The 19,230-nt window shown below is 69.9% G+C and carries 18 protein-coding genes; 8 read left to right on the top strand and 10 right to left on the bottom strand.

Annotation, left to right across the window (positions count from 1 at the left end; genetic code table 11):
- Positions 1 to 46: 46 nt before the first annotated feature.
- Positions 47 to 370 (top strand): putative quinol monooxygenase, encoded by a 324-nt coding sequence (locus ACIA5D_RS19885; RefSeq protein ID WP_396031510.1) that lies wholly within the window; start codon positions 47 to 49, stop codon positions 368 to 370.
- On the opposite strand, the gene ACIA5D_RS19890 is transcribed toward ACIA5D_RS19885, so the two are convergent.
- Genes ACIA5D_RS19890 through ACIA5D_RS19900 form a run of 3 tightly spaced genes read right to left on the bottom strand, consistent with a single transcriptional unit; the run spans position 363 to position 4,518 of the window.
- Complete coding sequence (locus ACIA5D_RS19890) at positions 363 to 1,343, bottom strand: amidohydrolase family protein (protein ID WP_396031512.1); 981 nt, start codon at positions 1,341 to 1,343, stop codon at positions 363 to 365. The two genes, ACIA5D_RS19885 and ACIA5D_RS19890, sit on opposite strands and share 8 nt — an antisense overlap.
- Positions 1,343 to 2,341 carry an NAD(P)-dependent alcohol dehydrogenase gene (locus tag ACIA5D_RS19895; RefSeq protein ID WP_396031514.1) on the bottom strand — a complete coding sequence of 333 codons (999 nt, stop codon included), beginning with the start codon at positions 2,339 to 2,341 and terminating at the stop codon, positions 1,343 to 1,345. The genes ACIA5D_RS19890 and ACIA5D_RS19895 overlap by 1 nt, the downstream gene beginning before the upstream one ends.
- 53 nt (positions 2,342 to 2,394) lie before the next feature.
- Complete coding sequence (locus tag ACIA5D_RS19900) at positions 2,395 to 4,518, bottom strand: MMPL family transporter (protein WP_396031516.1); 2,124 nt, start codon at positions 4,516 to 4,518, stop codon at positions 2,395 to 2,397.
- A gap of 231 nt (positions 4,519 to 4,749) precedes the next feature.
- On the opposite strand from ACIA5D_RS19900, the gene ACIA5D_RS19905 reads away from it, so the two are divergent.
- Genes ACIA5D_RS19905 through ACIA5D_RS19920 form a run of 4 tightly spaced genes read left to right on the top strand, consistent with a single transcriptional unit; the run spans position 4,750 to position 7,263 of the window.
- Positions 4,750 to 5,013 carry a hypothetical protein gene (locus ACIA5D_RS19905; protein WP_020517247.1) on the top strand — a complete coding sequence of 88 codons (264 nt, stop codon included), beginning with the start codon at positions 4,750 to 4,752 and terminating at the stop codon, positions 5,011 to 5,013.
- Positions 5,014 to 5,017: 4 nt separating this feature from the next.
- Positions 5,018 to 5,497, top strand: a complete 480-nt coding sequence (gene smpB / locus ACIA5D_RS19910; protein WP_396031518.1) for an SsrA-binding protein SmpB — start codon at positions 5,018 to 5,020, stop codon at positions 5,495 to 5,497.
- 9 nt (positions 5,498 to 5,506) lie between these two features.
- Positions 5,507 to 6,532: an LLM class flavin-dependent oxidoreductase gene (locus ACIA5D_RS19915; RefSeq protein WP_396031520.1), complete on the top strand. Its 1,026-nt coding sequence runs from the start codon at positions 5,507 to 5,509 to the stop codon at positions 6,530 to 6,532.
- A complete protein-coding gene (locus tag ACIA5D_RS19920; RefSeq protein ID WP_396031522.1) occupies positions 6,529 to 7,263 on the top strand; it encodes an alanyl-tRNA editing protein in 735 nt (244 codons plus the stop codon). The genes ACIA5D_RS19915 and ACIA5D_RS19920 overlap by 4 nt, the downstream gene beginning before the upstream one ends.
- A gap of 8 nt (positions 7,264 to 7,271) precedes the next feature.
- On the opposite strand, the gene ACIA5D_RS19925 is transcribed toward ACIA5D_RS19920, so the two are convergent.
- The 5 genes from ACIA5D_RS19925 to ACIA5D_RS19945 all read right to left on the bottom strand — a co-directional run bounded on the left by ACIA5D_RS19925 (position 7,272) and on the right by ACIA5D_RS19945 (position 12,400).
- Positions 7,272 to 8,384 carry a sugar ABC transporter substrate-binding protein gene (locus ACIA5D_RS19925; RefSeq protein WP_396031524.1) on the bottom strand — a complete coding sequence of 371 codons (1,113 nt, stop codon included), beginning with the start codon at positions 8,382 to 8,384 and terminating at the stop codon, positions 7,272 to 7,274.
- 168 nt (positions 8,385 to 8,552) lie between these two features.
- A complete protein-coding gene (locus tag ACIA5D_RS19930) occupies positions 8,553 to 9,572 on the bottom strand; it encodes an ABC transporter permease subunit (RefSeq protein WP_396031525.1) in 1,020 nt (339 codons plus the stop codon).
- A complete protein-coding gene (locus ACIA5D_RS19935) occupies positions 9,569 to 10,450 on the bottom strand; it encodes an ABC transporter ATP-binding protein (protein WP_396031527.1) in 882 nt (293 codons plus the stop codon). Before ACIA5D_RS19935 ends, ACIA5D_RS19930 begins: the two co-directional genes overlap by 4 nt.
- A 2-nt stretch (positions 10,451 to 10,452) precedes the next feature.
- Entirely contained in the window at positions 10,453 to 10,875 is a 423-nt protein-coding gene (locus ACIA5D_RS19940; RefSeq protein ID WP_396031529.1) for a GntR family transcriptional regulator, read from the bottom strand.
- A gap of 85 nt (positions 10,876 to 10,960) precedes the next feature.
- Positions 10,961 to 12,400 (bottom strand): NAD-dependent succinate-semialdehyde dehydrogenase, encoded by a 1,440-nt coding sequence (locus ACIA5D_RS19945; protein WP_396031531.1) that lies wholly within the window; start codon positions 12,398 to 12,400, stop codon positions 10,961 to 10,963.
- Between the two features lie 102 nt (positions 12,401 to 12,502).
- On the opposite strand from ACIA5D_RS19945, the gene ACIA5D_RS19950 reads away from it, so the two are divergent.
- Positions 12,503 to 15,400, top strand: coding sequence for an NACHT domain-containing protein (locus ACIA5D_RS19950; protein WP_396031533.1), 2,898 nt, complete (start codon positions 12,503 to 12,505; stop codon positions 15,398 to 15,400).
- Positions 15,401 to 15,453: 53 nt separating this feature from the next.
- Positions 15,454 to 16,353: an NAD(P)-dependent oxidoreductase gene (locus tag ACIA5D_RS19955; RefSeq protein ID WP_396031535.1), complete on the top strand. Its 900-nt coding sequence runs from the start codon at positions 15,454 to 15,456 to the stop codon at positions 16,351 to 16,353.
- On the opposite strand, the gene ACIA5D_RS19960 is transcribed toward ACIA5D_RS19955, so the two are convergent.
- Positions 16,259 to 17,194: a GlxA family transcriptional regulator gene (locus ACIA5D_RS19960; RefSeq protein ID WP_396031537.1), complete on the bottom strand. Its 936-nt coding sequence runs from the start codon at positions 17,192 to 17,194 to the stop codon at positions 16,259 to 16,261. The genes ACIA5D_RS19955 and ACIA5D_RS19960 overlap by 95 nt on opposite strands.
- 113 nt (positions 17,195 to 17,307) lie before the next feature.
- Between ACIA5D_RS19960 and ACIA5D_RS19965 the strand changes: the two genes are divergently transcribed.
- A complete protein-coding gene (locus ACIA5D_RS19965; protein ID WP_396031538.1) occupies positions 17,308 to 17,928 on the top strand; it encodes an L-threonylcarbamoyladenylate synthase in 621 nt (206 codons plus the stop codon).
- 57 nt (positions 17,929 to 17,985) lie between these two features.
- Here ACIA5D_RS19965 and ACIA5D_RS19970 read toward each other — a convergent pair whose 3' ends face one another.
- The gene (locus ACIA5D_RS19970) at positions 17,986 to 19,230 is read right to left on the bottom strand and encodes an SGNH/GDSL hydrolase family protein (RefSeq protein ID WP_396031540.1); all 1,245 of its coding nucleotides are present in this window, start codon (positions 19,228 to 19,230) and stop codon (positions 17,986 to 17,988) included.

Consider the following 19,230-nt stretch of genomic DNA (forward strand, 5'->3'; position numbering starts at 1 on the left):
CCGGGGAGGGAACCCCGATGGCTGATCGCGCGAAAGGTGAACCACCATGATCTTCATTACCGCCAAGTTCCTGATCAAGCCGGAGCATGCCGAGCGGTGGCCCGAGATCGCCGGGTCGTTCACCCGGGCGACCCGGGGCGAGCCGGGGTGCATGTGGTTCGACTGGTCGCGCAGCCTCGACAACCCGCAGGAGTACGTGCTGGTCGAGGCGTTCCGCGACGGCGACGCGGGCGCGGCCCACGTCGGGTCGGCGCACTTCAAGCAGGCCCAGCAGGACCTGCCGCAGTACCTCGTGGCCACGCCGAAGATCATCAGCCAGATGATCGACCAGGACGACTGGTCGGAGCTGGGCGAACTGGCCGTCAAATAGAGAGCGAGGGCACCTTCAAGTCGTAGAGGAGGGCGGCGTTCAACCCCAGGATCTTCTGCTTCGCCGATGGGGTGAGAACGCCGTACTCCCCCTGCATGTCCGCGGGGATCTGGAAGTCGACGAACCGCTCGACCAGCCACCCGGGCTGCCAGATCGCGTAGTCGCTGCCGAACAGCAGGCGATCCTCGCCCAGCCAGTACAGCAATTCGCCGATGATCTGCGCGAAGTACCGCGGCCGCGAGTGCAGGAACGGCAGGGCGAGCGCGAGCCCGCCGTACACGTTGGGCTCTTGCGTCGCGATCCAGCAGAACTCGTCGAGCCGGGGCAGGCCCACGTGCTCCACGACGAACCGGAGAGCCGGGAACGCGGTGGCGGCGTCGTCCACGTCCGCCACGTCGAAGGCGTCCCGGTTCATCGGGTACACCGTCGGCCCCTTGTACACGTGGATGTTGCGGATGCCGAGCGACACGCAGGCCTCCAGGTACCGGTAGGCCCACGGGTCGCTGAGCTTCCACCCTTTGCTGTTGCCCTTCCACTCGCCGGTGCAGAGCGTGACGCCCTGCAGCTGCCACCGTTCGTGCAGCCGCTCGAGCTCTTCCAGGCCGGCCTCGCCGTCGCGCGGGTCGAACCGCCCGTTGACGATGAACCGCCCCGGGTGGCGCTCGGCGAGCGAGCCGTTCTGCGCGGTGGTGGTGAAGCCGTTGACGAACCAGTCGGTCAGGTAGGTGGACTGCAGGATGGCCACGTCGGCGTGCCCCACCTCGAACAGGTCGCTGATCATCCGGTCCTCGGCGCAGCGCTCGAACTCCTCGAGCTTGTCCCGCAGGTCCGGCGGCGACAGGTGGGTGTGGTAGTCGAACAGGCAGTTGACGTACCCCTCGCCGTAGCGGTTCCTCTGGTTGGCGGGGCTGCCGTCCCAGAAGCGCGCGCTGCCGTCGACGACGAAGTAGGCGTGGCCATCCTTGTGGTACATCAGGGCACCAGGATTCCGCGTCCCTGCAGGCGTCCGGCCTCCAGATCGTCCATGGCCTCGTTGACCGCGGCCAGCGGGTACGTCCGCGTGTGCAGCGTGACCTTGCCCTGGGCGGCGAGCGTCATCAGCTCGTCGAGGTCGTTGTAGGAGCCGACGAGGTTGCCGATGATGTTGCGCTCGGTGGAGATCAGGTCGATGGTCGGGATGTCGATCGACCCGCCGTACCCGATCACGAAGTAGCTTCCGGCCCGCCGCGTCACCAGCAGCCCTTCCTTCTCCGCGCCCTGCTCGCCGACGAAGTCGAGCACCACGTGCGCGCTGTCGTGCAGGTCGGTGGTGGAGTCGAAGACCTCGTGCGCGCCCAGCGACGAAGCGAGCGCCCGGGCCGCCGGGTTGGGGTCGACCACGACGACGCGGGCCGCGGTCATGGCGAGCAGGCACTGGACGCCGATGTGCCCGAGGCCGCCGGCGCCGATCACCACGCAGGTGGTGCCCGGGTAGAGCAGCGGCACCGCCTTGCGGACCGCGTGGTAGGCGGTGAGCCCGGCGTCCGCGAGGGCCGCGACGGCCGCGGGCTCGAGCCCGTCGGCGAGCTTGACCACCGAGCGGGCGGTGGTGAGCAGCAGCTCGGCCATCCCGCCCTCGGAGTCGATGCCGGGGAAGCGGGAGTTCTCGCAGTGCACGTCGTCGCCGGAGCGGCAGGGCCGGCACAGCCCGCAGGTGACCAGCGGGTGCAGGATCACCGCGTCGCCTACGGCGACATTGGTGACGGCGCTGCCTATCTCACGCACCCAACCGGCGTTCTCATGTCCGATCGTGTACGGGAGTTGCACGCCGGACTTCTCGGCCCACTGTCCCTCGACGATGTGCAGGTCGGTGCGGCACAGCCCGGCCGCGCCGACCTGGACGAGCACGTCGAGCGGTCCGGAGATCGCCGGTTCGGGTACGTCGTCGACGGAGGGTCGTTTTCCGTAGGAGTGAACCCGGACGGCCTTCATCGGCCTCGCCTCCTTGCAGGGTCGGTGTCCCCCGACCCTGCAAGGAAAGGCGCTCAGTGCGTTAGCTCGGGTTCAGATGCTGACAACGGCTCGGCCGGTTTGTCGTCGTCGCTGCTGTCGCGCACCTGGGTGAGCTTCGACGGCCACCACATCCACCGGCCGATGTCCAGGTTGAGCGCGGTCACCAGCACCGACCGCACGATCAGCGTGTCGAGCAGCACGCCGAACGCGACCGCGAACCCGATCTCGGCGAACGCCACCAGCGGCAGGCTGCCGAGCGCCGCGAACGTGCCGGCGAGGACGATGCCGGCCGAGGTGATCACGCCGCCGGTCGCGGCGAGGCCGACGAGCGAGCCGCGCCGGGTGCCGTGCACGCGCGCCTCCTCGCGCACCCGGGTCATCAGGAAGATGTTGTAGTCGATGCCGAGCGCGACCAGGAACACGAAGACGAACAGCGGGAACGACGTGTCCTCGCCGGGCCAGCCGAACACGTGCCGGAAGACCAGCGCGCTGACGCCGAGCGCGGCCGCGAACGACAGCACCACGGTGAGGATGAGGATCACCGGCGCCAGGATCGCCCGCAACAGCAGGCTGAGGATCACCAGCACGACCAGCAGCACCAGCGGAATGATCAGCTGGTTGTCGTGCCGGTTGGCCGCGTTGATGTCGACCAGCATCGCGGTCGCGCCACCGACCTTCGCGTTCGCTCCGGGCACCTCGTGCACCGCGTCACGCACGCGTTCGACCGTGTTCTGAGCGGCCGTGCTGTCGGGCGCGTCGGCCAGCGTTCCGTCCAGCTGGACCAGGCCGTTCTTGACCACCGGGTCGGCGACCGAGCTGATGCCCGGCACCCCGCCGAGCGCCTGGCGCACCTGGTCGGCCTGAGCGGCATTGGCGATCACGGTGACCGGCTGGCCGCCGCCCGCCGGGAAGTGCCGGGCGAGCGCTTCCTCGCCGACGACCGACGGCTGTTTGGTGGTGAAGCTGTCGGCAGTGGACAGGCCGTTCGCGTTGAGCTGCAGCAGGCCGAGCGCCATCACGCCGAGCGCGAGCGCCGTGCCGATCCAGACCGCGCGCGGACGGCGGGCGATGCGGTTGCCGAGCCGCGCGTAGAAGCCGGTCGCGGTCGGCTCGCTCGTGCCGAACTTGGGCCGGGCCGGCCAGAACAGCCAGCGGCCGCAGATCACCAGCATGGCCGGCAGCAGCGTGATCATGGCGAGCAGGCCGACCACGATGCCGAGCGCGGCGACCGGCCCGAGGCCGGCGGTCGAGTTGAGCTCGGCGAGCGTGAGGATCGACATGCCGACCGCGACGGTGGCGGCGCTCGCGATGATCGCCGGTCCGGCCCGGTGCAGGGCCATCATCATCGCCTCGTGCCGGTCGTCGTGCTTGCGCAGCTCCTCGCGGTACCGCGCGACCAGCAACAGCGCGTAGTCGGTTCCGGCGCCGAAGACCAGCACCGTGAGGATGCCGGCGCTCTGCGCGTTCACCACCAGGCCCGCGTGTTCGGCGAGCAGGTAGATGACGGCCTGCGCGGTGGTCAGCGCGACACCGGCGCTGATGATCGGGAAGAGCCAGAGGACCGGGCTCCGATACGTGATCAGCAGGATGATCGCCACCACGATCAGCGTGGTGTACAGCAGGGTGCCGTCGATGCCCTCGAACGCGCCGGCCGAGTCGGCCGCGTTGCCGGCCGGTCCGGTCAGGAAGATGGTGAGCCCGCCGCCGCCCGTACCGGAAATGCCCTTGATGTCATCGACGACGCCGACGATCTTGTCCCAGCCGTCCTCGTCGACCTTGATGTTCACCAGGGTCGACAGGGCCTGCTTGTCCTGCGACGGAATCGGGCCGGTCACCTGGCCCACGACGCCCGTGACGCCGGCGAACGCCTTCGCGTCGGCGGCCGCCTTGGCCTGGTCGGCCTCGGTGATGCCGCCCGTGCGCTCGTAGACGATGATCGCCGGGACGATGTCGTCCGGCTGGAACTGCTTCTGCAGGTCCATGACCGCGGTCGACTCGGCGCCGCCGGGCAGCCAGGCCGAGTTGTCGTTCTTCTCGACGCCGCCGAGCTTGCCCGCCAGCGGCCCGGCTATCGCCAGCACCACTACCCACAGCCCGAGGACGATCCATTTCGACCATCGCCCGCAGACCAGTCTCGCTATCCCACCCGTAGCCATCGCCGTCTCCCCCCGAGACGTTCCCCTTCGTCTGACGGCCGAAGGGTATGCCGGACGCGGCGACCAGCCCAACCCCATAAACGCCAAGCTCAGGGTTATCTCAGGGAAGAGTCAGCCAGGTCACTGTCGGATGGTCGGCATGAAGGTTGATTTCAGGGCGGTGGCGGCCCGCCGGGAGGGCGTGTCGAGATCGGACAGCGCGCCGAAAGGGGTACCGGCATAATCGAACGGGTGACCAATTGGGAGTACGCGCGGCTCGAATACCGCGCCGCCGGCACGCTCGGCACCGACCGATTCATGGACTGGACGGCCACCTTCCACCACCCCGGGGGCGTGCTCCGCTGGGGCACCGACGAGCGCTTCGACGACCTGCGCCACCTCAACCGCGCCGGCGCGGCGGGGTGGCAGGCCTACGCGCGGGCCGCGATCCACGTGAAGGACGAGCCACACCGGCTGAGCAGCGTCACCTACGCGATGAGGCGGCCGGTACCGTAGGCCGGTGGCAAAGGAACAAGGCCGGAAGCTGATCGCCTCGAACAAGAAGGCGCGGCACGACTACGCGATCCTCAGGACGTACGAGGCGGGCCTCGTGCTGGCCGGCACCGAGGTGAAATCGCTCCGCGAGGGCCGCGCCTCGCTGGTCGACGCGTTCGCGCAGGAGCACGAGGGCGAGATCATGCTGTACGGCCTGCACATCGCCGAGTACGGCTACGGCAGCTGGACCAACCACGTCCCGCGCCGTACCCGCAAGCTGCTCCTGCACCGCGTCGAGATAGCGAAGATCCTGAACCAGCTGCGCGACGGGAACGGCCTGACCCTCGTCCCGTTGTCGATGTACTTCAGCAACGGCTGGGCGAAGGTCGAGATCGGCATGGCGCGGGGCCTCAAATCGTACGATAAACGGCAGGTCCTCGCGGAGCGCGACGCCCAGAAGGAGATCGCCCGGGAGATGGGCCGCCGCCTCAAGGGCCGCGGGTAGCGTGTGATCATGGTCGAATTCGGTCTGGACACCTTCGGCGACGTCACCGCCGGCTCCGACGGCAAACGCCTGGCCGCCGCGCAGGTCATCCGCAACGTGGTCGAGCAGGCCGTGCTGGCCGACCGCCTCGGCATCGACGCGTTCGGCCTCGGCGAGCATCACCGCGACGACTTCGCGGTCTCCTCCCCCGAGATCGTGCTCGCGGCGATCGCGAGCCGCACCGAGCGGATCGCTCTGGGCACCGCGGTCACCGTGCTGAGCTCCGACGACCCGGTCCGCGTCTACGAGCGGTTCGCGACGCTCGACGCGGTCTCGAACGGGCGCGCCGAGATCACTCTCGGTCGCGGCTCGTTCACCGAATCGTTCCCGCTGTTCGGCTTCGACTTATCGGATTACGACCGCCTTTTCGCAGAAAAAGCGGACCTGATGGCGAAGCTGCTGACCGAGGGCCCGGTGACCTGGGAGGGAACCGTCCGGCCCGGGCTGAAAGACCAGCAGGTCTACCCGAAAACGGAACAAGGCCGCATCCGCACGTGGATCGGCGTGGGCGGCAGCCCCGAGTCGGTGGTCCGCGCCGCCGAGTACGGCCTCCCGCTGGTCCTCGCGATCATCGGCGGCGCGCCCGCCCGGTTCGCGCCGTATGTCGACCTGTATCGCCGCGCCCTCAAGGAGTTCGAGCGGCCCGAAGACCTGCCGGTGGCGGTGCACTCCCCCGGCTTTGTGGCGGAGACCGACGAGGAGGCCGCCGAGGTGCTGTGGCCGCACGTCCGCGTCATGATGAACCGCATCGGCCGCGAGCGCGGCTGGCCGCCGCTGACCCGCGACCGCTTCCAGGCCGACATCGACGAGGGCGCCTGGCATGCCGGCTCGCCCGAGACCGTCGCCCAGAAGATCGCCAAGACCGTCAAGGACCTGGGCATCCAGCGCTTCGACCTCAAGTACTCGGCGGGCACGCTGCCGCACGAGCGCCTGATGGCCGCGATCGAGCTGTACGCCACGAAGGTCGTCCCCCGCGTGAAGGAGTTGCTGGCATGAGCGCACGCCTGGACTGGGAGGACCCGACCCTGCGGGAATGGGACTGCACAGTGCTCTCGTCCGATCCGGAGGCGGGCATCGTGCTCGACCGATCCGCTTTCTATCCGGGCGGCGGCGGGCAGCCGCCGGACCACGGGGTGCTGCTCTGGCAGGGCGTGCAGACGCGGATCGTCGACTCGCGCAAGGGCGACGCCATATCCGGGAGGCCGAGCTATCTCATCCCGGCGCCCGGCGATCCGGTGCCGCCGGCCGGCACGACAGTGCGCGGCGCGATCGACGACGAGCGGCGCAGCACGCTCATGCGCACCCACTCGGGGCTGCACATCCTCTGCGGCACCGTGTTCCGCGACTTCGGGGCGCTGGTCACCGGCGGCAACATGCAGCCCGGCGAGGCCCGGATGGACTTCAACCTGCCCGAGGTGCCGCCGGGGTTCAAGCAGTCCCTCGAGGACGCGGTCAACGCCGAGATCGCGGCCGACCGGAAGATCGTGGCGCGGATCCTGCCGCGCGACGAGGCCCTGCAGATCCCGACGCTGGTACGCACCCAGGACGCGCTGCCGCCGCTCGGCGAGCCGGAGATCCGCGTCATCGACATCGTCGGGCTGGACGTGCAGGCCGACGGCGGCACCCACGTGGCCTCCACCGCGCAGGTGGGCCGGGTCGAAGTGGTCAAGGTCGAGAGCAAGGGCCGGCAGAACCGCCGCGTACGGATCCGCCTGGCCCCTGCCTAGCGCTCGTCCTACTTGATGCCGTGCTGGGTGCAGAACTTCGCGTACTTGCCGGCGCAGAGCTTGGCCTTGTCGACGAAGCCGTCGGCCACCACGTCCTTGACGTCGGCCGCGAAGACCGGCTCGGGCTTCAGGGACACGAACGGGACATAGGCCCCCGACTCCGGGTCCTTGATCTGCTCGCGGGTGGTCGGCTTGTTGCCCTTGTACAGGTCGATCGCCAGCTTGGCGGCCGCCGTGGCCTCGGGTTCCAGCTTCTTGTAGACCGTGACGCACTGCTCGCCGGCCAGCACGGCCTGCAGGCCGTCCAGCGTGGCGTCCTGACCGGTGACCGGCACCTTGCCGGCCAGGCCCTTCGAGCGCAGCACCTTGATCACCGCGCCGGCCAGGCCGTCGTTGGCGGCGAGCACGCCGGTGATCTTCGGCTGCTGCGAGAGCATCTGCGCGAAGATCTTGCCGCCCTCCTCGTTGTCCCAGTCGGGCACGGACTGGTCGGGACCCTTGGTGTAGAACGCCTGGTCGTACTTCGGGTTCAGCAGCGAGTCGTAGCCGGCCTTGAACAGCGTGGCGTTGTTGTCGGTCGGCGAGCCGTTGAGCTCGGCCACGACCGGGTTGACCACGCCCTTCGCATTGAGGCAGGAGATCAGACCGCTCGCCTGGAGCTGGCCGACCCGCTCGTTGTCGAAGCTGACGTAGTAGTCGGCGCCGCCGTTGAGCGTGAGACGGTCGTAGTCGATCGTCGGGATCTTCTTGGCCTTGGCCTTGCCGAGCACCTCTTTACCGGTGTCGGAGTCGAGGTTCGCGATGATCAGCACCTTCACGCCGCTGTTCACCATGTCGGTGCCGATCTTCACGAAGTTCGCCCGGTCGCCCTGGGCGTTCACGATCTCGACCGGCACCTTCTCGGCGTCGAAGGCGGCCTTGAGGAACTTCAGGTCTTCGTTGGCCCAGCGCGTCGAGCTCTTGGTATCCGGAAGGATGACACCGACCCGAGCCTTGCCCGAGCCACTGCCGGACCCGCTGCCACTCCCGGCGTCACTCGAATCATCGGAGCCGTCACACGCCGTCATCGTGACCGTAGCCAGCAGCCCGACCGTCGCGAGCGCCAGCAGCTTCTTGCGCATTTCCGAGAATTCCTCTCAGGTGGATCCCGACCTCTGTGGTCCGCCGAAAAAACGTCCCCAGTATCGAGCAGCACGAGATGCGCTCGACAAGGGGTACGGCGCCGGAGTGAAAAATAGTTCATTACCGGAGCGTAAGCATCGGCCGACTACCCAAAGTGCCCTCGGACCCTACGCCACCCGACGCCGAATCCACCAGAAGCAGAAGATCGCCAGAAGAGCCGAAACTCCCACCAAAACGCCCAGTTCGCGCCATTGCAGGGCCCAGAACTTGTCGGCGCCCAGGTAGATCACCTTTTGTTTCAGATCCTGCGAAGCGATCCACCGCGCACAGCCCTGGGGGCCGTCGCCGGGCGCGCCGGGACCGCAGAACTGCGGATCGTACGGCCCGTGCCAGGCCACGCCCGACGCGTTGACCACCACGTTGCTGAGGACCCAGGCGCCCTCCACCGGCGCCTCGGGCTCGACCCGGATGTCCCGGTCGGCGTCGCCGGGGCTGAGACTGATGCCGCCGATGCTCTCGGCCGTCAGCGTGCCCGTGTACGTCGTCTGCTCCACCAGGTGCGGCCGGAGGAAGGCGATCACGAGAAACATCGCGACCCCGACGACGACCAGCGTGACCGCCATCGCCGCGACCGTGCGCCGCAGCAGCATGCCGATCGTCACCCCGGCCAGGAAGCCGAACGCCGCGTAACCGATCGGCACCACTCCGCGAACCGTGAAGATGTCCGGCGTCATCCAGCCGTTGGCCTTGTCGAGCGGGCTGGCCCATGCCGTGAAGGCCCAGCTGATCAGGCCGGCGACGGCGACCGTCGCGAGACCGACGCCGCCGAGCTTGACCGCCAGCCACCGGTTGCGGCTCACGGTCTGGTTCCAGACCAGCCGATGGGTGCCGGTCTCGAGCTCGCGGGCCACCAGCGGGGCGCCCCAGAACAGGCCGATCAGCACGGGCAGGACGAACAGCAGGACGCTGCCGGCGAACATCAGCCGGCCGAAGTAGTCCTTCTGGGCCTGCCGGACGAACTGGTCGGCGAAGGTCCCGCAGTCGGTGGTACAACCCGTGTACCCCATGTCGCGGGCGAGGTCGATGAGCGCCCCGCGGGTGACCAGGAAGACGACGGCGATCGCGGCCGCGGCCACGAAGCCGACGACGGCCTGGGTGCGGAACTGACGCCAGGTGAGCCAGATCATCTCTGCTTCTCCAGTACGCGATCGCGGCCGCCCTCCGCGGCCTCGGACATGTACGCCAGGACCAGGTCTTCGAGGTCGATGCCGTCGACCGTGAACGCCGGGTCGTCGATCGGCGCGGAACTGCGCACGACGAGCGTCGACTGCACGTCGGTGTGCCGGGCCTGCACCACCTGCCGGCCGCTGCCGAGCGTGGCCGGATCGATGCGCGCGCCGGTGACCCGGTGGTGGGTGGCGAGCAGCTCTTCCACCTCGCCGGTGACCCACACCCGGGAGCGCACCAGGACGATCAGGTAGTCGCAGACGCGCTCGAGGTCGGCGACCAGGTGCGAGGACATGACCACGCTGGTGCCGGACTCGGCCACGTACTCCATGAGGCCCTGCAGGAACTCGCGGCGGGCCAGGGGGTCGAGTGCGGCGACCGGCTCGTCGAGCAGCAGCAGGTCGGGGCGTTTGGCGATGGCCAGGGTGAGCGCGAGCTGGGCGCGCTGGCCGCCGGAGAGCTTGCCGGCCTTCTGCGCCGGGTCGAGGCCGAGCCGGTCGATGCGGTCGCGGGCGAGGCCGGCGTCCCAGGACGGGTTGAGGTGGGCCCCGAAACGCAGGTGATCGTCGATCGTGAGACCGCCGTAGACCGGGGTGTCCTGGGCGACGAAGCCGACGCGGGCCGAGCCGCTGACCACGGGGGCGCCGAGGACCTCGATGCGGCCGGCATTGGGCCGCAGCAGGCCGCAGACCAGCTGAAGCAGCGTCGATTTGCCGGCGCCGTTGGGGCCGACCAGGCCGACCACGTGGCCGGCCGGGATGTCCAGGGTGCAGTCGGACAGGGCCGTTCGCCTGCCGTACCGCTTGGTGAGGCCGTCAGTCACCACGGCGCTGGTCATCGTCATCCCCGTCCTGTTCTTGCGGAGGAGTTGCCTGCTCGTTCTGCCGAAAAGTGGCGAAATGTGTTCACGAACAGCGCCTCGATGCTCTCGTCGCCGAGGCCGGCGTCGCGGGCCTTGGCGAGCCAGCCCTCGAGGTCGCGGCGCAGCGGCTCGTGCGCGGCCAGGTCGGCCTCGCCGCCGAGGGTGCTGGTCACGAAGGTGCCGAGGCCGGGGCGGGGCTGGACGAGCCCTTCGTACTCCAGCTCGCGGTAGGCCTTGAGCACCGTGTTCGGGTTGATGGCCACGCGGGCGACCACCTCTTTGACCGTGGGGAGCTTGTCGCCCTCCTTGAGCAGCCCGAGCCGCATGGCGTGCCGCACCTGCTGGATGAGCTGCATGTAGGGCGCGACGCCCGAGCGGGCTTCCAGGTGAAACTCGATCATCTATTCCCCTATTCCACTAGGTACCTAGCACAATAGCAATAGAAGAGAGGCCGGAGTCAATGACCCCGGCCTACCTCTCAGCGAGTTACCAGTTGACGGCGATGTACTTCGATTCGAGGTATTCGAGCAGGCCCTCGTGGCCGCCTTCGCGCCCGATGCCGCTCTGCTTCACCCCGCCGAACGGCGCCGCCGGGTCGCTCACGAGACCGCGGTTCAGCCCGACCATCCCGGCCTCGATCGCCTCGCTCACCCGCAGGCCCCGGGCGAGGTCGCGGGTGAACACGTACGCGACCAGGCCGAACTCGGTGTCGTTGGCGTACCGCACGGCCTCGTCCTCGGTGCCGAAGGTGACGATCGGAGCGACCGGCCCGAAGATCTCCTCCCGCAGGATCGGCGCGTCCCCCGGCACGCCGGTCAGCACGGTCGGCGGGTAGTAGAAGCCCGGCCCGCCCGGCCGCTTGCCCCCGGTCACCGCCGTGGCGCCGCCCTCGACCGCGCCCTTCACCAGCCCGTCGACCTTCGCCACCGTGTCTTCGTTCACCAGCGGCCCGACCTGCGTCTTCTCATCGGTTCCCGGGCCCACGACGAGGCCGGCCATGCGCTCGGCGAGCCGCCGCGAGAACTCCTCGGCCACCGGCGCCTCGACGTAGAACCGGTTCGCGGCGGTGCACGCCTCGCCGCCGTTGCGCATCTTCGCGATCATCGCGCCGTCGAGCGCGGCGTCGAGATCGGCGTCGGCGAAGACCAGGAACGGCGCGTTGCCGCCCAGCTCCATCGACGTGTTGATCACGTTGTCGGCGGCCTGGGCGAGCAGGATGCGGCCCACCTCGGTCGACCCGGTGAACGACACCTTCCGTACGCGCGGGTCCTTGAGCATCTTCGAGACGACCTTGCCCGAGCTGCGCGACGGCAGCACGTTGACGACCCCGTCCGGGACGCCCGCCTCGGCCAGGATCGCCGCCATCGCGAGGGCGGTCAGCGGAGTGTCGCTGGCCGGCTTGAGGATCACCGTGCAGCCCGCCGCGAGCGCCGGCCCGATCTTGCGGGTCGCCATCGCCGCCGGAAAATTCCAGGGCGTCACGAGTACGCAGACACCGACCGGTTGCCGCACCACGAGAATCCGGTTGGCCCCGCTCGGCGCCGTGCTCACGATGCCTTCCCCCCGCACGGCCTCCTCCGCGAACCACCGGAAGAACTCGGCCGCGTAGGTGACCTCGCCCTTCGCGTCGACCAGGGCCTTGCCGTTCTCGAGGCTGATCAGCTTGGCGAGGTCCGCGGCCCGCTCGGTCATCAGCTCGAACGCCTTGCGCAGCGCCTCACCGCGTACCCGCGGAGGCGTCGCCGCCCAGGCCTTGCCCGCCGCGGCCGCCGCATCCACCGCGGCCATCGCGTCACCCTCCCCGCCGTTGGCGACGGAGGCGATCACGTCCCCGGTCGCCGGGTCGAGCACGTCGAAACGATCCCCGGAGGACGCGGGGACCCATTTGCCACCGATGAAGAGTTCAGTTTCCACAAGCCCCAGCATCGTCCTGCCGAGGCGCTCCCCGCCAGGGTTCGCCGACCCAGGTCGGGAACGCCACTCGGGGCGGATGGACCGGGTGGAGGCGATTCGCTACCGTCCGCGCACATGAGATCCCGCGGGCTGTCGTTCGCCGACGCCGTCAAGCTCCTCGACGGCGACTCGGAACTGGTGGAGAGGCTGGGATCGCTGGCCGGCCTCGCCACCGGCACAGTGACGGTGGCGAGCGCCGGCACAGTGGATTTCTTCGCGTTGCGCGATCAGATTGTGCGGTGGGGTCAATCCGCGGTCCGGGCGTGGCGCGACAAGGTGCAGGGATTGGGTCGCTTCGACCGCACCGAGCGGCTCATCGCCGCGCACACCGTCATCGTCGTGGTCTCCCTTCTGGAAGCCGTCGAGGCGTCGCTGGCCGCGCGCGGGCACCGGCTCGAGGCGGCCAGGCTCACCCCGGCCGAGCGGGCGATGATCGCCGCGGGGAAGCCGATCGGCTCGAACTACAGCGCCCTGGTGAACGAGATGGTGAGCAAATACGCGCCGTACCCGACGCCGGCGAACCCGACCGAGTTGGTGGAGGTTCGCCTCGACGCCTTCTTCCAGGGTCGAGCCACGATGATCATGATGTTTCTCAACGGGCTCAGTGCCTTCGAACGTGCGGACCTGACGGCCATCGTCCCTGACATCTGCAAGGACGCGCTCCGGCGCTACCGAGCTGCCTACCGGCGGTTGGCCGGCGAGATCCCCGAGTTCCGGATGTGGACGCAGACCATCGACGCGCAGGCCACCCGCGAGCTGATCCGCGAGACGAGCGCGGCGCGGCACGCCGCCGTGGACGCGGTGCGGGCAGGCCTGGCTCGGCTCTACGAGGCGCGGCTGGCGAAGCCGATTCTCAGCACCACGAACGCGCCCGGCGAGCTCGTCCTGCCATCGCTTCGCGATGGCTACCAGGAGCCGGCGGGGCAGCTGGCGTCGGCCGGGCCCAACAGCCTGCCGGCCACCGAGGAGTGGTGGGGCCTCAACGGCCGGTCCGTTCCGGCGGTGCAGGAGTTCTTGATCGCCATGCTCACCGCGGGCTCGGCGACCGACCAACCCATCGTGATTCTGGGGCAACCCGGTTCGGGTAAATCGATACTCACGCGGGTGCTCGCCGCACGCCTGGCGGGCGCGGACTTCCTCCCGGTTCGCGTCGAGCTTCGCAACGTGCGGGCTGACGCGCCGGTGCAGCACCAGATCGAGGAGGCGCTGTACCGGCACCTCGGCGAGAAGGTGACCTGGCCGGATCTGGTACGCCGGGCGGGGACGGCGCTCCCGGTCGTGATGATGGACGGCTTCGACGAGCTGTTGCAGGCAACCGGGCAGAACTGGGCCGGCTACCTGGAACAGCTTCAGGACTTCCAGCAGCGGGAGGCGGTGCTCGGCCGCCCCCTCGCGATCCTGGTGACCAGCCGGACCGTGGTCGCGGACCGGGCGCGGTTCCCGGAGGACACGGCCGTGGTCCGGCTCGACCCGTTCGACGACGACCGGGTGGCAGCGTGGCTGCACGTCTGGAACGGGCTCAACGAGCCCGGCCTGGCCGCGCGGGAACTGCGCCCGCTGCCGCCCGGGGTCGCGATGGAACATCGGGAGCTGGCCTGCCAGCCGCTCCTGCTTTTGTTGCTTGCCATCTACGACGGCCGCGCCAACGAGCTCCAGCGCGCCGAGGGCGGGCTGGGCCGCGTCGAGCTGTACGAGCGGCTGTTCACCGACTTCTTCGAGCGGCAGGTGGACAAGTTCGGCAGCGAGCTCGGACCCGAGCAATGGGACGCCGAGGTCGCGGCCGAGTGGCGGCGGCTCTGCGCGGTCGCGGTGGCCATGCACAACCGCGGACGGGATGTGATCCTCGAGGCCGAGCTCGAGGAAGACGCACGACTGCTCTTGACGGCGGAGGACCGCACCCTCCCGACCGCGGCCAACCGGCCCCTGAGCATCGGGCAGCTGCTCGTGGGCCGATTCTTCTTCGTACACGAGTCACGGGCGAGCCGGGACACCGGCGACGTCGAGCGCAGCTTCGAGTTCCTGCACGCGACGTTCGCCGAGTTCCTCGCCGCACGGCAGATCGTCATGGCTCTGGTGGAGCTGGCCGAGGACCGTGCCCTGCTCCGGCGACGGCCGCTGGCGACGCTGGACGCGGGCTACCTGTACGCGCTCACCTCGTTCACGACGATCACCCGGCGGCAGCCGCTGTGGGAATTCTGCCAAGCCATGATCGCCCGGCTGGATCCCGAGGTCCGGCGGTCCAGCCGGGAGCTGGTCCTGGAGCTGCTCCCGCAGGCCGGCCGGCCACAACCGACCTGGTCGCTCCGCGAGTACGAGCCGGAGCCGCGCACGGCCGCCGAACGGCAGGCCGCCTTCTCGGCGAACCTCATGTGCCTCGCGGTCCTGCTCACCGATGGCCCGGTCGACGTCGCGGAGCTGGTGGACTCGCCAGTGGTGGTGAACTGGCGGCGGCAGGCGCTGCTGTGGATGGGCCAACTGGAGCCGGAGGACGCCCGGCGACTCTGGCAGGCCATGCGGGTCGAGTGGAGTGGGACGGTTCCCCCCAGGCTGTGGATCCGGGTCGAGGATCACTCCGAGATCGCCGTCGACACCTCGCTCCCCTGGCCGCCCGACCAGGCCACGATCCACCACCCGCGACTCATCAGGGGCCTCGCGATGGAAGCCCAGTCCGCCACCGGCCGGATGCTCCGCAAGTCGGCGTTCGCGCAAACCGGGATCGACGCGCGGGAGCTGTTCTACGTTCTGATTCCGTTCTGGCGGAGGTTCGGCGATATCGGCTTCAAGCCGGACGCGATGTGGCGCTCGGACGCCCGCAGCCTCCTGGAGCTCCTGCTCGGCGAGCCCGCCTTCTACGAGGACTCCGTCGACGACATCATCGCCGATCGGGGACGGGCAGAGATCTATCTCGATCTCCTGGCTGGAGCACAAGCAGCGCTGTCGGAGGGATTGCGCATGCTGCCGCCGCGGTCGTAACGATTGGCGCGATCACGGCGGTCGGCCGATGATCAACGCCCTATCTTGTGAGCATGGCGTTGGGATTCCTCGGGCTCGGGGTGATGGGGCGGCCGATGGCCGCGAATCTGGTGGCGGCCGGTCACGATCTGGTCGTCTGGACGCGTTCCGGTGTGCCGCTCGACGGCGCCCGCTTCGCGGACGGGCCGCAGGAGGTCTTCGAGCGGGCCGGCGTCGTCCTTCTGATGCTGGCCAACGCCGAGGCCGTCGACAGCGTCATCGGCCCGCACGTCGCCGGGCGGGTCGTCGTGCACATGGGGACGACCTCGCCGGAATACTCGGCCGGCCTGCGCGATCGGGTGGTTGCGGCCGGCGGGAGCTATGTCGAGGCGCCCGTGTCGGGGTCGCGAGGGCCGGCCGAGGCGGGACAGCTCGTCGCCATGCTGGCGGGCGAAGAGCACGACCGCGATCTCGTACGGCCATTGCTGGCGCCCCTGTGCCGGGAGGTCGTGGACTGCGGACCGGTGCCGCAAGGCCTGCTCATGAAGCTCGCGGTCAACACCTTCCTGATCAGCATGGTCACCGGGCTGGCCGAGGCCTTCCACTTCGCCGAGGGGCACGGGCTCGACCTGAACACGCTGCGGAGCGTGCTCGACGCCGGGCCGATGGCCAGCTACGTGTCCCGGGGCAAGGCCGGAAAGATCGTGGACGGGGACTTCGCGGTGCAGGCGTCCATTCGGGATGTGCATTACAACAACCGGCTCATCGTCGAGGCCGCGAAAGGCCTGGGCATCACCGCGCCGCTGCTGGACGTGTGCCGCGAGCTCTACGCCGAGACCGAGGAACAGGGGTTCGGCGCGGAGGACATGGCCGCGGTCGTCAAGGCGATGACGGTACGAAGCGGGCTCGGTACTCCGACGGAGAACAGCCGAAACGGCGCTGGAAGTGCTGCCGCAGGAGGGCAGCCGAGCTGAAGCCGGCGCGGCCCGCGGCCTCCTCGACGCCGACGCGGGGGTCGGTCTCGAGCAGCTGCTGGGCCAGGCGGACCCGCTGCTCGAGGACCCAGGCGTAGGGCGTGGTGCCGGTCGCGGCGCGGAAGCGGCGGGAGAACGACCTCGTCGAGAGGAAGGCGCGGCGGGCCAGGATGTCGATCGACAGGTCCTCGTGCAGGTTGCCCAGGGCCCAGTCGAGAAGCTTGTCGATGCCGTCGTCAGGGCGGCCTGCGGGCAGCGGCGGGGGTGGCGTCTGATGGGCCGCCCGCTGGGGGCCGAGCACCATGCCGCGGGCGACCGCCTCGGCCGCCGCGGATCCGTGGTCCTTGCGGATCAGGTGCAGGCACAGGTCGATCCCGGCCGCGGTGCCGGCCGAGGTGAAGAAGGGGTCGTCGTCGACGTACAGCACCGACGGGTCGACCGTCACCTTCGGGAACCACTCGCGCATCTGCTCGGCGTGCAGCCAGTGCGCCGCGATCGTACGGGAATCGAGAAGCCCGGCCGACGCCAGCAGGAACCCGGCCGTGCAGACCGCGACCACCCGGGCGCCCCGGTCGACGGCGGCGTGCAGTGCCGCCGAGACCTCGGGGCTGACCTCGCGCGCCGGCGCGACCGGCGGCGCGACCGCGACCAGATCGGCCGCCGCGAGCCGCCGCAGGCCCTCGGTCGGCGTGACGTGCAGGCCGCCCGATGTGGGCACCGGCACGCCGGGGTGCTCGGAGCAGATCGCGAAGTCGAACGCCGGCACACCCCGGCCGGTCCGGTCGATGCCGAACACCTCGCAGTAGACGGCCAGCTCGAACGGGAGAACCGTAGACGTCATCAACACGGCAACGTTCCGCACGTCATCGAGCCTGCCAGTGTAAACACCGGAGCGGGACAGCCAGTTGAGGGAAGGTGGCTCGGCCGCGGATCAAAGCTCACTAAGCTGCGCGGGTGGCGAAGTATTTCGACGTGCACCCGGTGAATCCGCAGCCGAGGGCGATCCGGCAGATCGTGGACATCGTGCGGGCGGACGGGCTGATCGCCTACCCGACCGACTCGTGTTTCGCGCTCGGGTGCCGGATGGGCAACAAGGATGGCCTCGACCGGATCCGGGAGATCCGCCACCTCGGCGACAAGCACCATTTCACGCTGATGTGCCGCGACTTCGCCCAGCTCGGCCAGTTCGTGCAGATCAACAACGCGTCGTTCCGCCTGGTGAAGGCGTCGACCCCTGGGCCGTACACGTTCATCCTGCCCGCGACCAAGGAGGTGCCGCGCCGGCTGCTGCACCCGAGGAAGAGGACGGTGGGGGTGCGGATCACCGAGCACGTGGTGGCGCAGGCGCTGCTGGCCGAGCTCGGTGAGCCCCTGGTCTCCAGCACGCTGCTGCTGCCGGGCCACGAGGAGCCGATGACGGCGGGCTGGGAGATCAAGGAGGAGCTCGACCACGCGGTGGACGCGGTGGTCGACTCCGGCGAGTGCGGCGTCGAGCCCACCACGGTCATCGACCTGTCCGACGGCGACCCCGAGATCATCCGCGTAGGCGCCGGCGACATCTCCCGCTTCGAGTAGTGCGGTGGGTCCCGCGCGCCCCCGGGTCCGCGTAAGCCCAGAAGCGCGCGGGACGTCTCAGGAGAGCCAGCGCAGCGGGACCGCCGCGGCGAGCGCCCCGTAGCCTGTCGGGTTCAGGTGCAGGTGGTCGCCGGTGTCGTAGGCGGGGTTGAGCTGGCGGGGAACGGCGGGGTCACGCGCGGCCACGTCGAAGTCCACGATCTCGTCGAAGAGCCGGCCGCGGCGCAGGCGGGCGTTGACGGCCTGGCGGGACTCCTCGCGCAGCCCGCCGGGGTCGTCGTAGCCCGTGTTGCCGCCGAACGGCGTGATCGTCGCGCCGTAGACGGTGATGTCGCGGGCGTGCGCGCGCAGCACCACCTGCTCGAAGGCGAACAGCAGGTCGTCGGTCACCTGCTTCTGGTCGGCGACCGTGGCCGGCGCGGTGCCGATGTCGTTGACCCCCTCGAAGATCAGCATCCGGTCGACGCCGCTGGTGGCGAGGACGTCGCGGTCGAGCCGGGCCAGGACGTTGGGCCCGAGCCCGTCGTTGAGCACCCGGTTGCCGCCGGCGGCCTGGTTCAGCACGGCCGTCCGCGGCCGCCGGGCGAAGAGCTGGTCGGGCCAGCGATCGTTCCCGTCGGTCGTGGACCCGCGTCCGTCGGTGAGCGAGTCCCCCACGATCGCGATGGCCGGCGCGCTGCCCAGGACCTCCACCCCGCTGATCAGATACCAGTGCGCGACCCCGGCCGCGCCCGGCAGGTCGGCAGAAGCGACGAAGTTCCCGTTCACCAGGTACGTCGTCGTGCGCGAGCCCGGGTGCGACGTGAGATTGAGCGTTTCCTGCCCGGCGGCGAGATAGGTGCTGATGGTCAGGTTCGAGCCGGCGGCCACCGGCAGGTCGACCGGGTCGGACACCACATGGGCGCCGACCGGGACGACCACCGACGCCCGCCCGCCGAAGGTCAGCGGGCGCGACGAGCCGGGCACGATCGCGGCGACCCCGGCCTTTCCGCCGGCCGGCAGCGCCACCGCCGCGGCGGTGATCGGCAGGGCCGCCCCGCCGAAGGCGTTCGAGAAGCGCACCCGCAACCGCCCGCCACCCACGGTGACGTGCACGGTCTGCCGGAGCGTGGTGTCCACCAGCGTCGACGACGAGCCCGTGAACGGCGCCGGCGGCAGGTTGCCCGGCTCGGTCAGCTGCGGCATCGACACCCAGGTGTGCATCCACCGGGACCGGCCGTGCGCGCCGGCCGGGAGAGGGCCGCCGAGGACGGCCCCGCCCAGGGCGGCTCCGCTCAAGCCGATGACGGAACGACGTCGCAT

The sequence above is a fragment of the Actinoplanes sp. NPDC051513 genome (assembly GCF_044454685.1).
Lineage (GTDB): Bacteria > Actinomycetota > Actinomycetes > Mycobacteriales > Micromonosporaceae > Actinoplanes.

Coding starts and splice junctions, on each gene's coding strand:
- ACIA5D_RS19940 (WP_396031529.1), bottom strand. CDS start 10,875: ATGATCGAGTTTCACCTGGAAGCCCGCTCGGGCGTCGCGCCCTACATG.
- ACIA5D_RS19915 (WP_396031520.1), top strand. CDS start 5,507: ATGGTCGAATTCGGTCTGGACACCTTCGGCGACGTCACCGCCGGCTCC.
- ACIA5D_RS19935 (WP_396031527.1), bottom strand. CDS start 10,450: ATGACCAGCGCCGTGGTGACTGACGGCCTCACCAAGCGGTACGGCAGG.
- ACIA5D_RS19950 (WP_396031533.1), top strand. CDS start 12,503: ATGAGATCCCGCGGGCTGTCGTTCGCCGACGCCGTCAAGCTCCTCGAC.
- ACIA5D_RS19925 (WP_396031524.1), bottom strand. CDS start 8,384: ATGCGCAAGAAGCTGCTGGCGCTCGCGACGGTCGGGCTGCTGGCTACG.
- ACIA5D_RS19930 (WP_396031525.1), bottom strand. CDS start 9,572: ATGATCTGGCTCACCTGGCGTCAGTTCCGCACCCAGGCCGTCGTCGGC.
- ACIA5D_RS19960 (WP_396031537.1), bottom strand. CDS start 17,194: ATGACGTCTACGGTTCTCCCGTTCGAGCTGGCCGTCTACTGCGAGGTG.
- ACIA5D_RS19945 (WP_396031531.1), bottom strand. CDS start 12,400: ATGCTGGGGCTTGTGGAAACTGAACTCTTCATCGGTGGCAAATGGGTC.
- ACIA5D_RS19890 (WP_396031512.1), bottom strand. CDS start 1,343: ATGTACCACAAGGATGGCCACGCCTACTTCGTCGTCGACGGCAGCGCG.
- ACIA5D_RS19920 (WP_396031522.1), top strand. CDS start 6,529: ATGAGCGCACGCCTGGACTGGGAGGACCCGACCCTGCGGGAATGGGAC.
- ACIA5D_RS19900 (WP_396031516.1), bottom strand. CDS start 4,518: ATGGCTACGGGTGGGATAGCGAGACTGGTCTGCGGGCGATGGTCGAAA.
- ACIA5D_RS19885 (WP_396031510.1), top strand. CDS start 47: ATGATCTTCATTACCGCCAAGTTCCTGATCAAGCCGGAGCATGCCGAG.
- ACIA5D_RS19955 (WP_396031535.1), top strand. CDS start 15,454: ATGGCGTTGGGATTCCTCGGGCTCGGGGTGATGGGGCGGCCGATGGCC.
- ACIA5D_RS19895 (WP_396031514.1), bottom strand. CDS start 2,341: ATGAAGGCCGTCCGGGTTCACTCCTACGGAAAACGACCCTCCGTCGAC.
- ACIA5D_RS19970 (WP_396031540.1), bottom strand. CDS start 19,230: ATGCGACGTCGTTCCGTCATCGGCTTGAGCGGAGCCGCCCTGGGCGGG.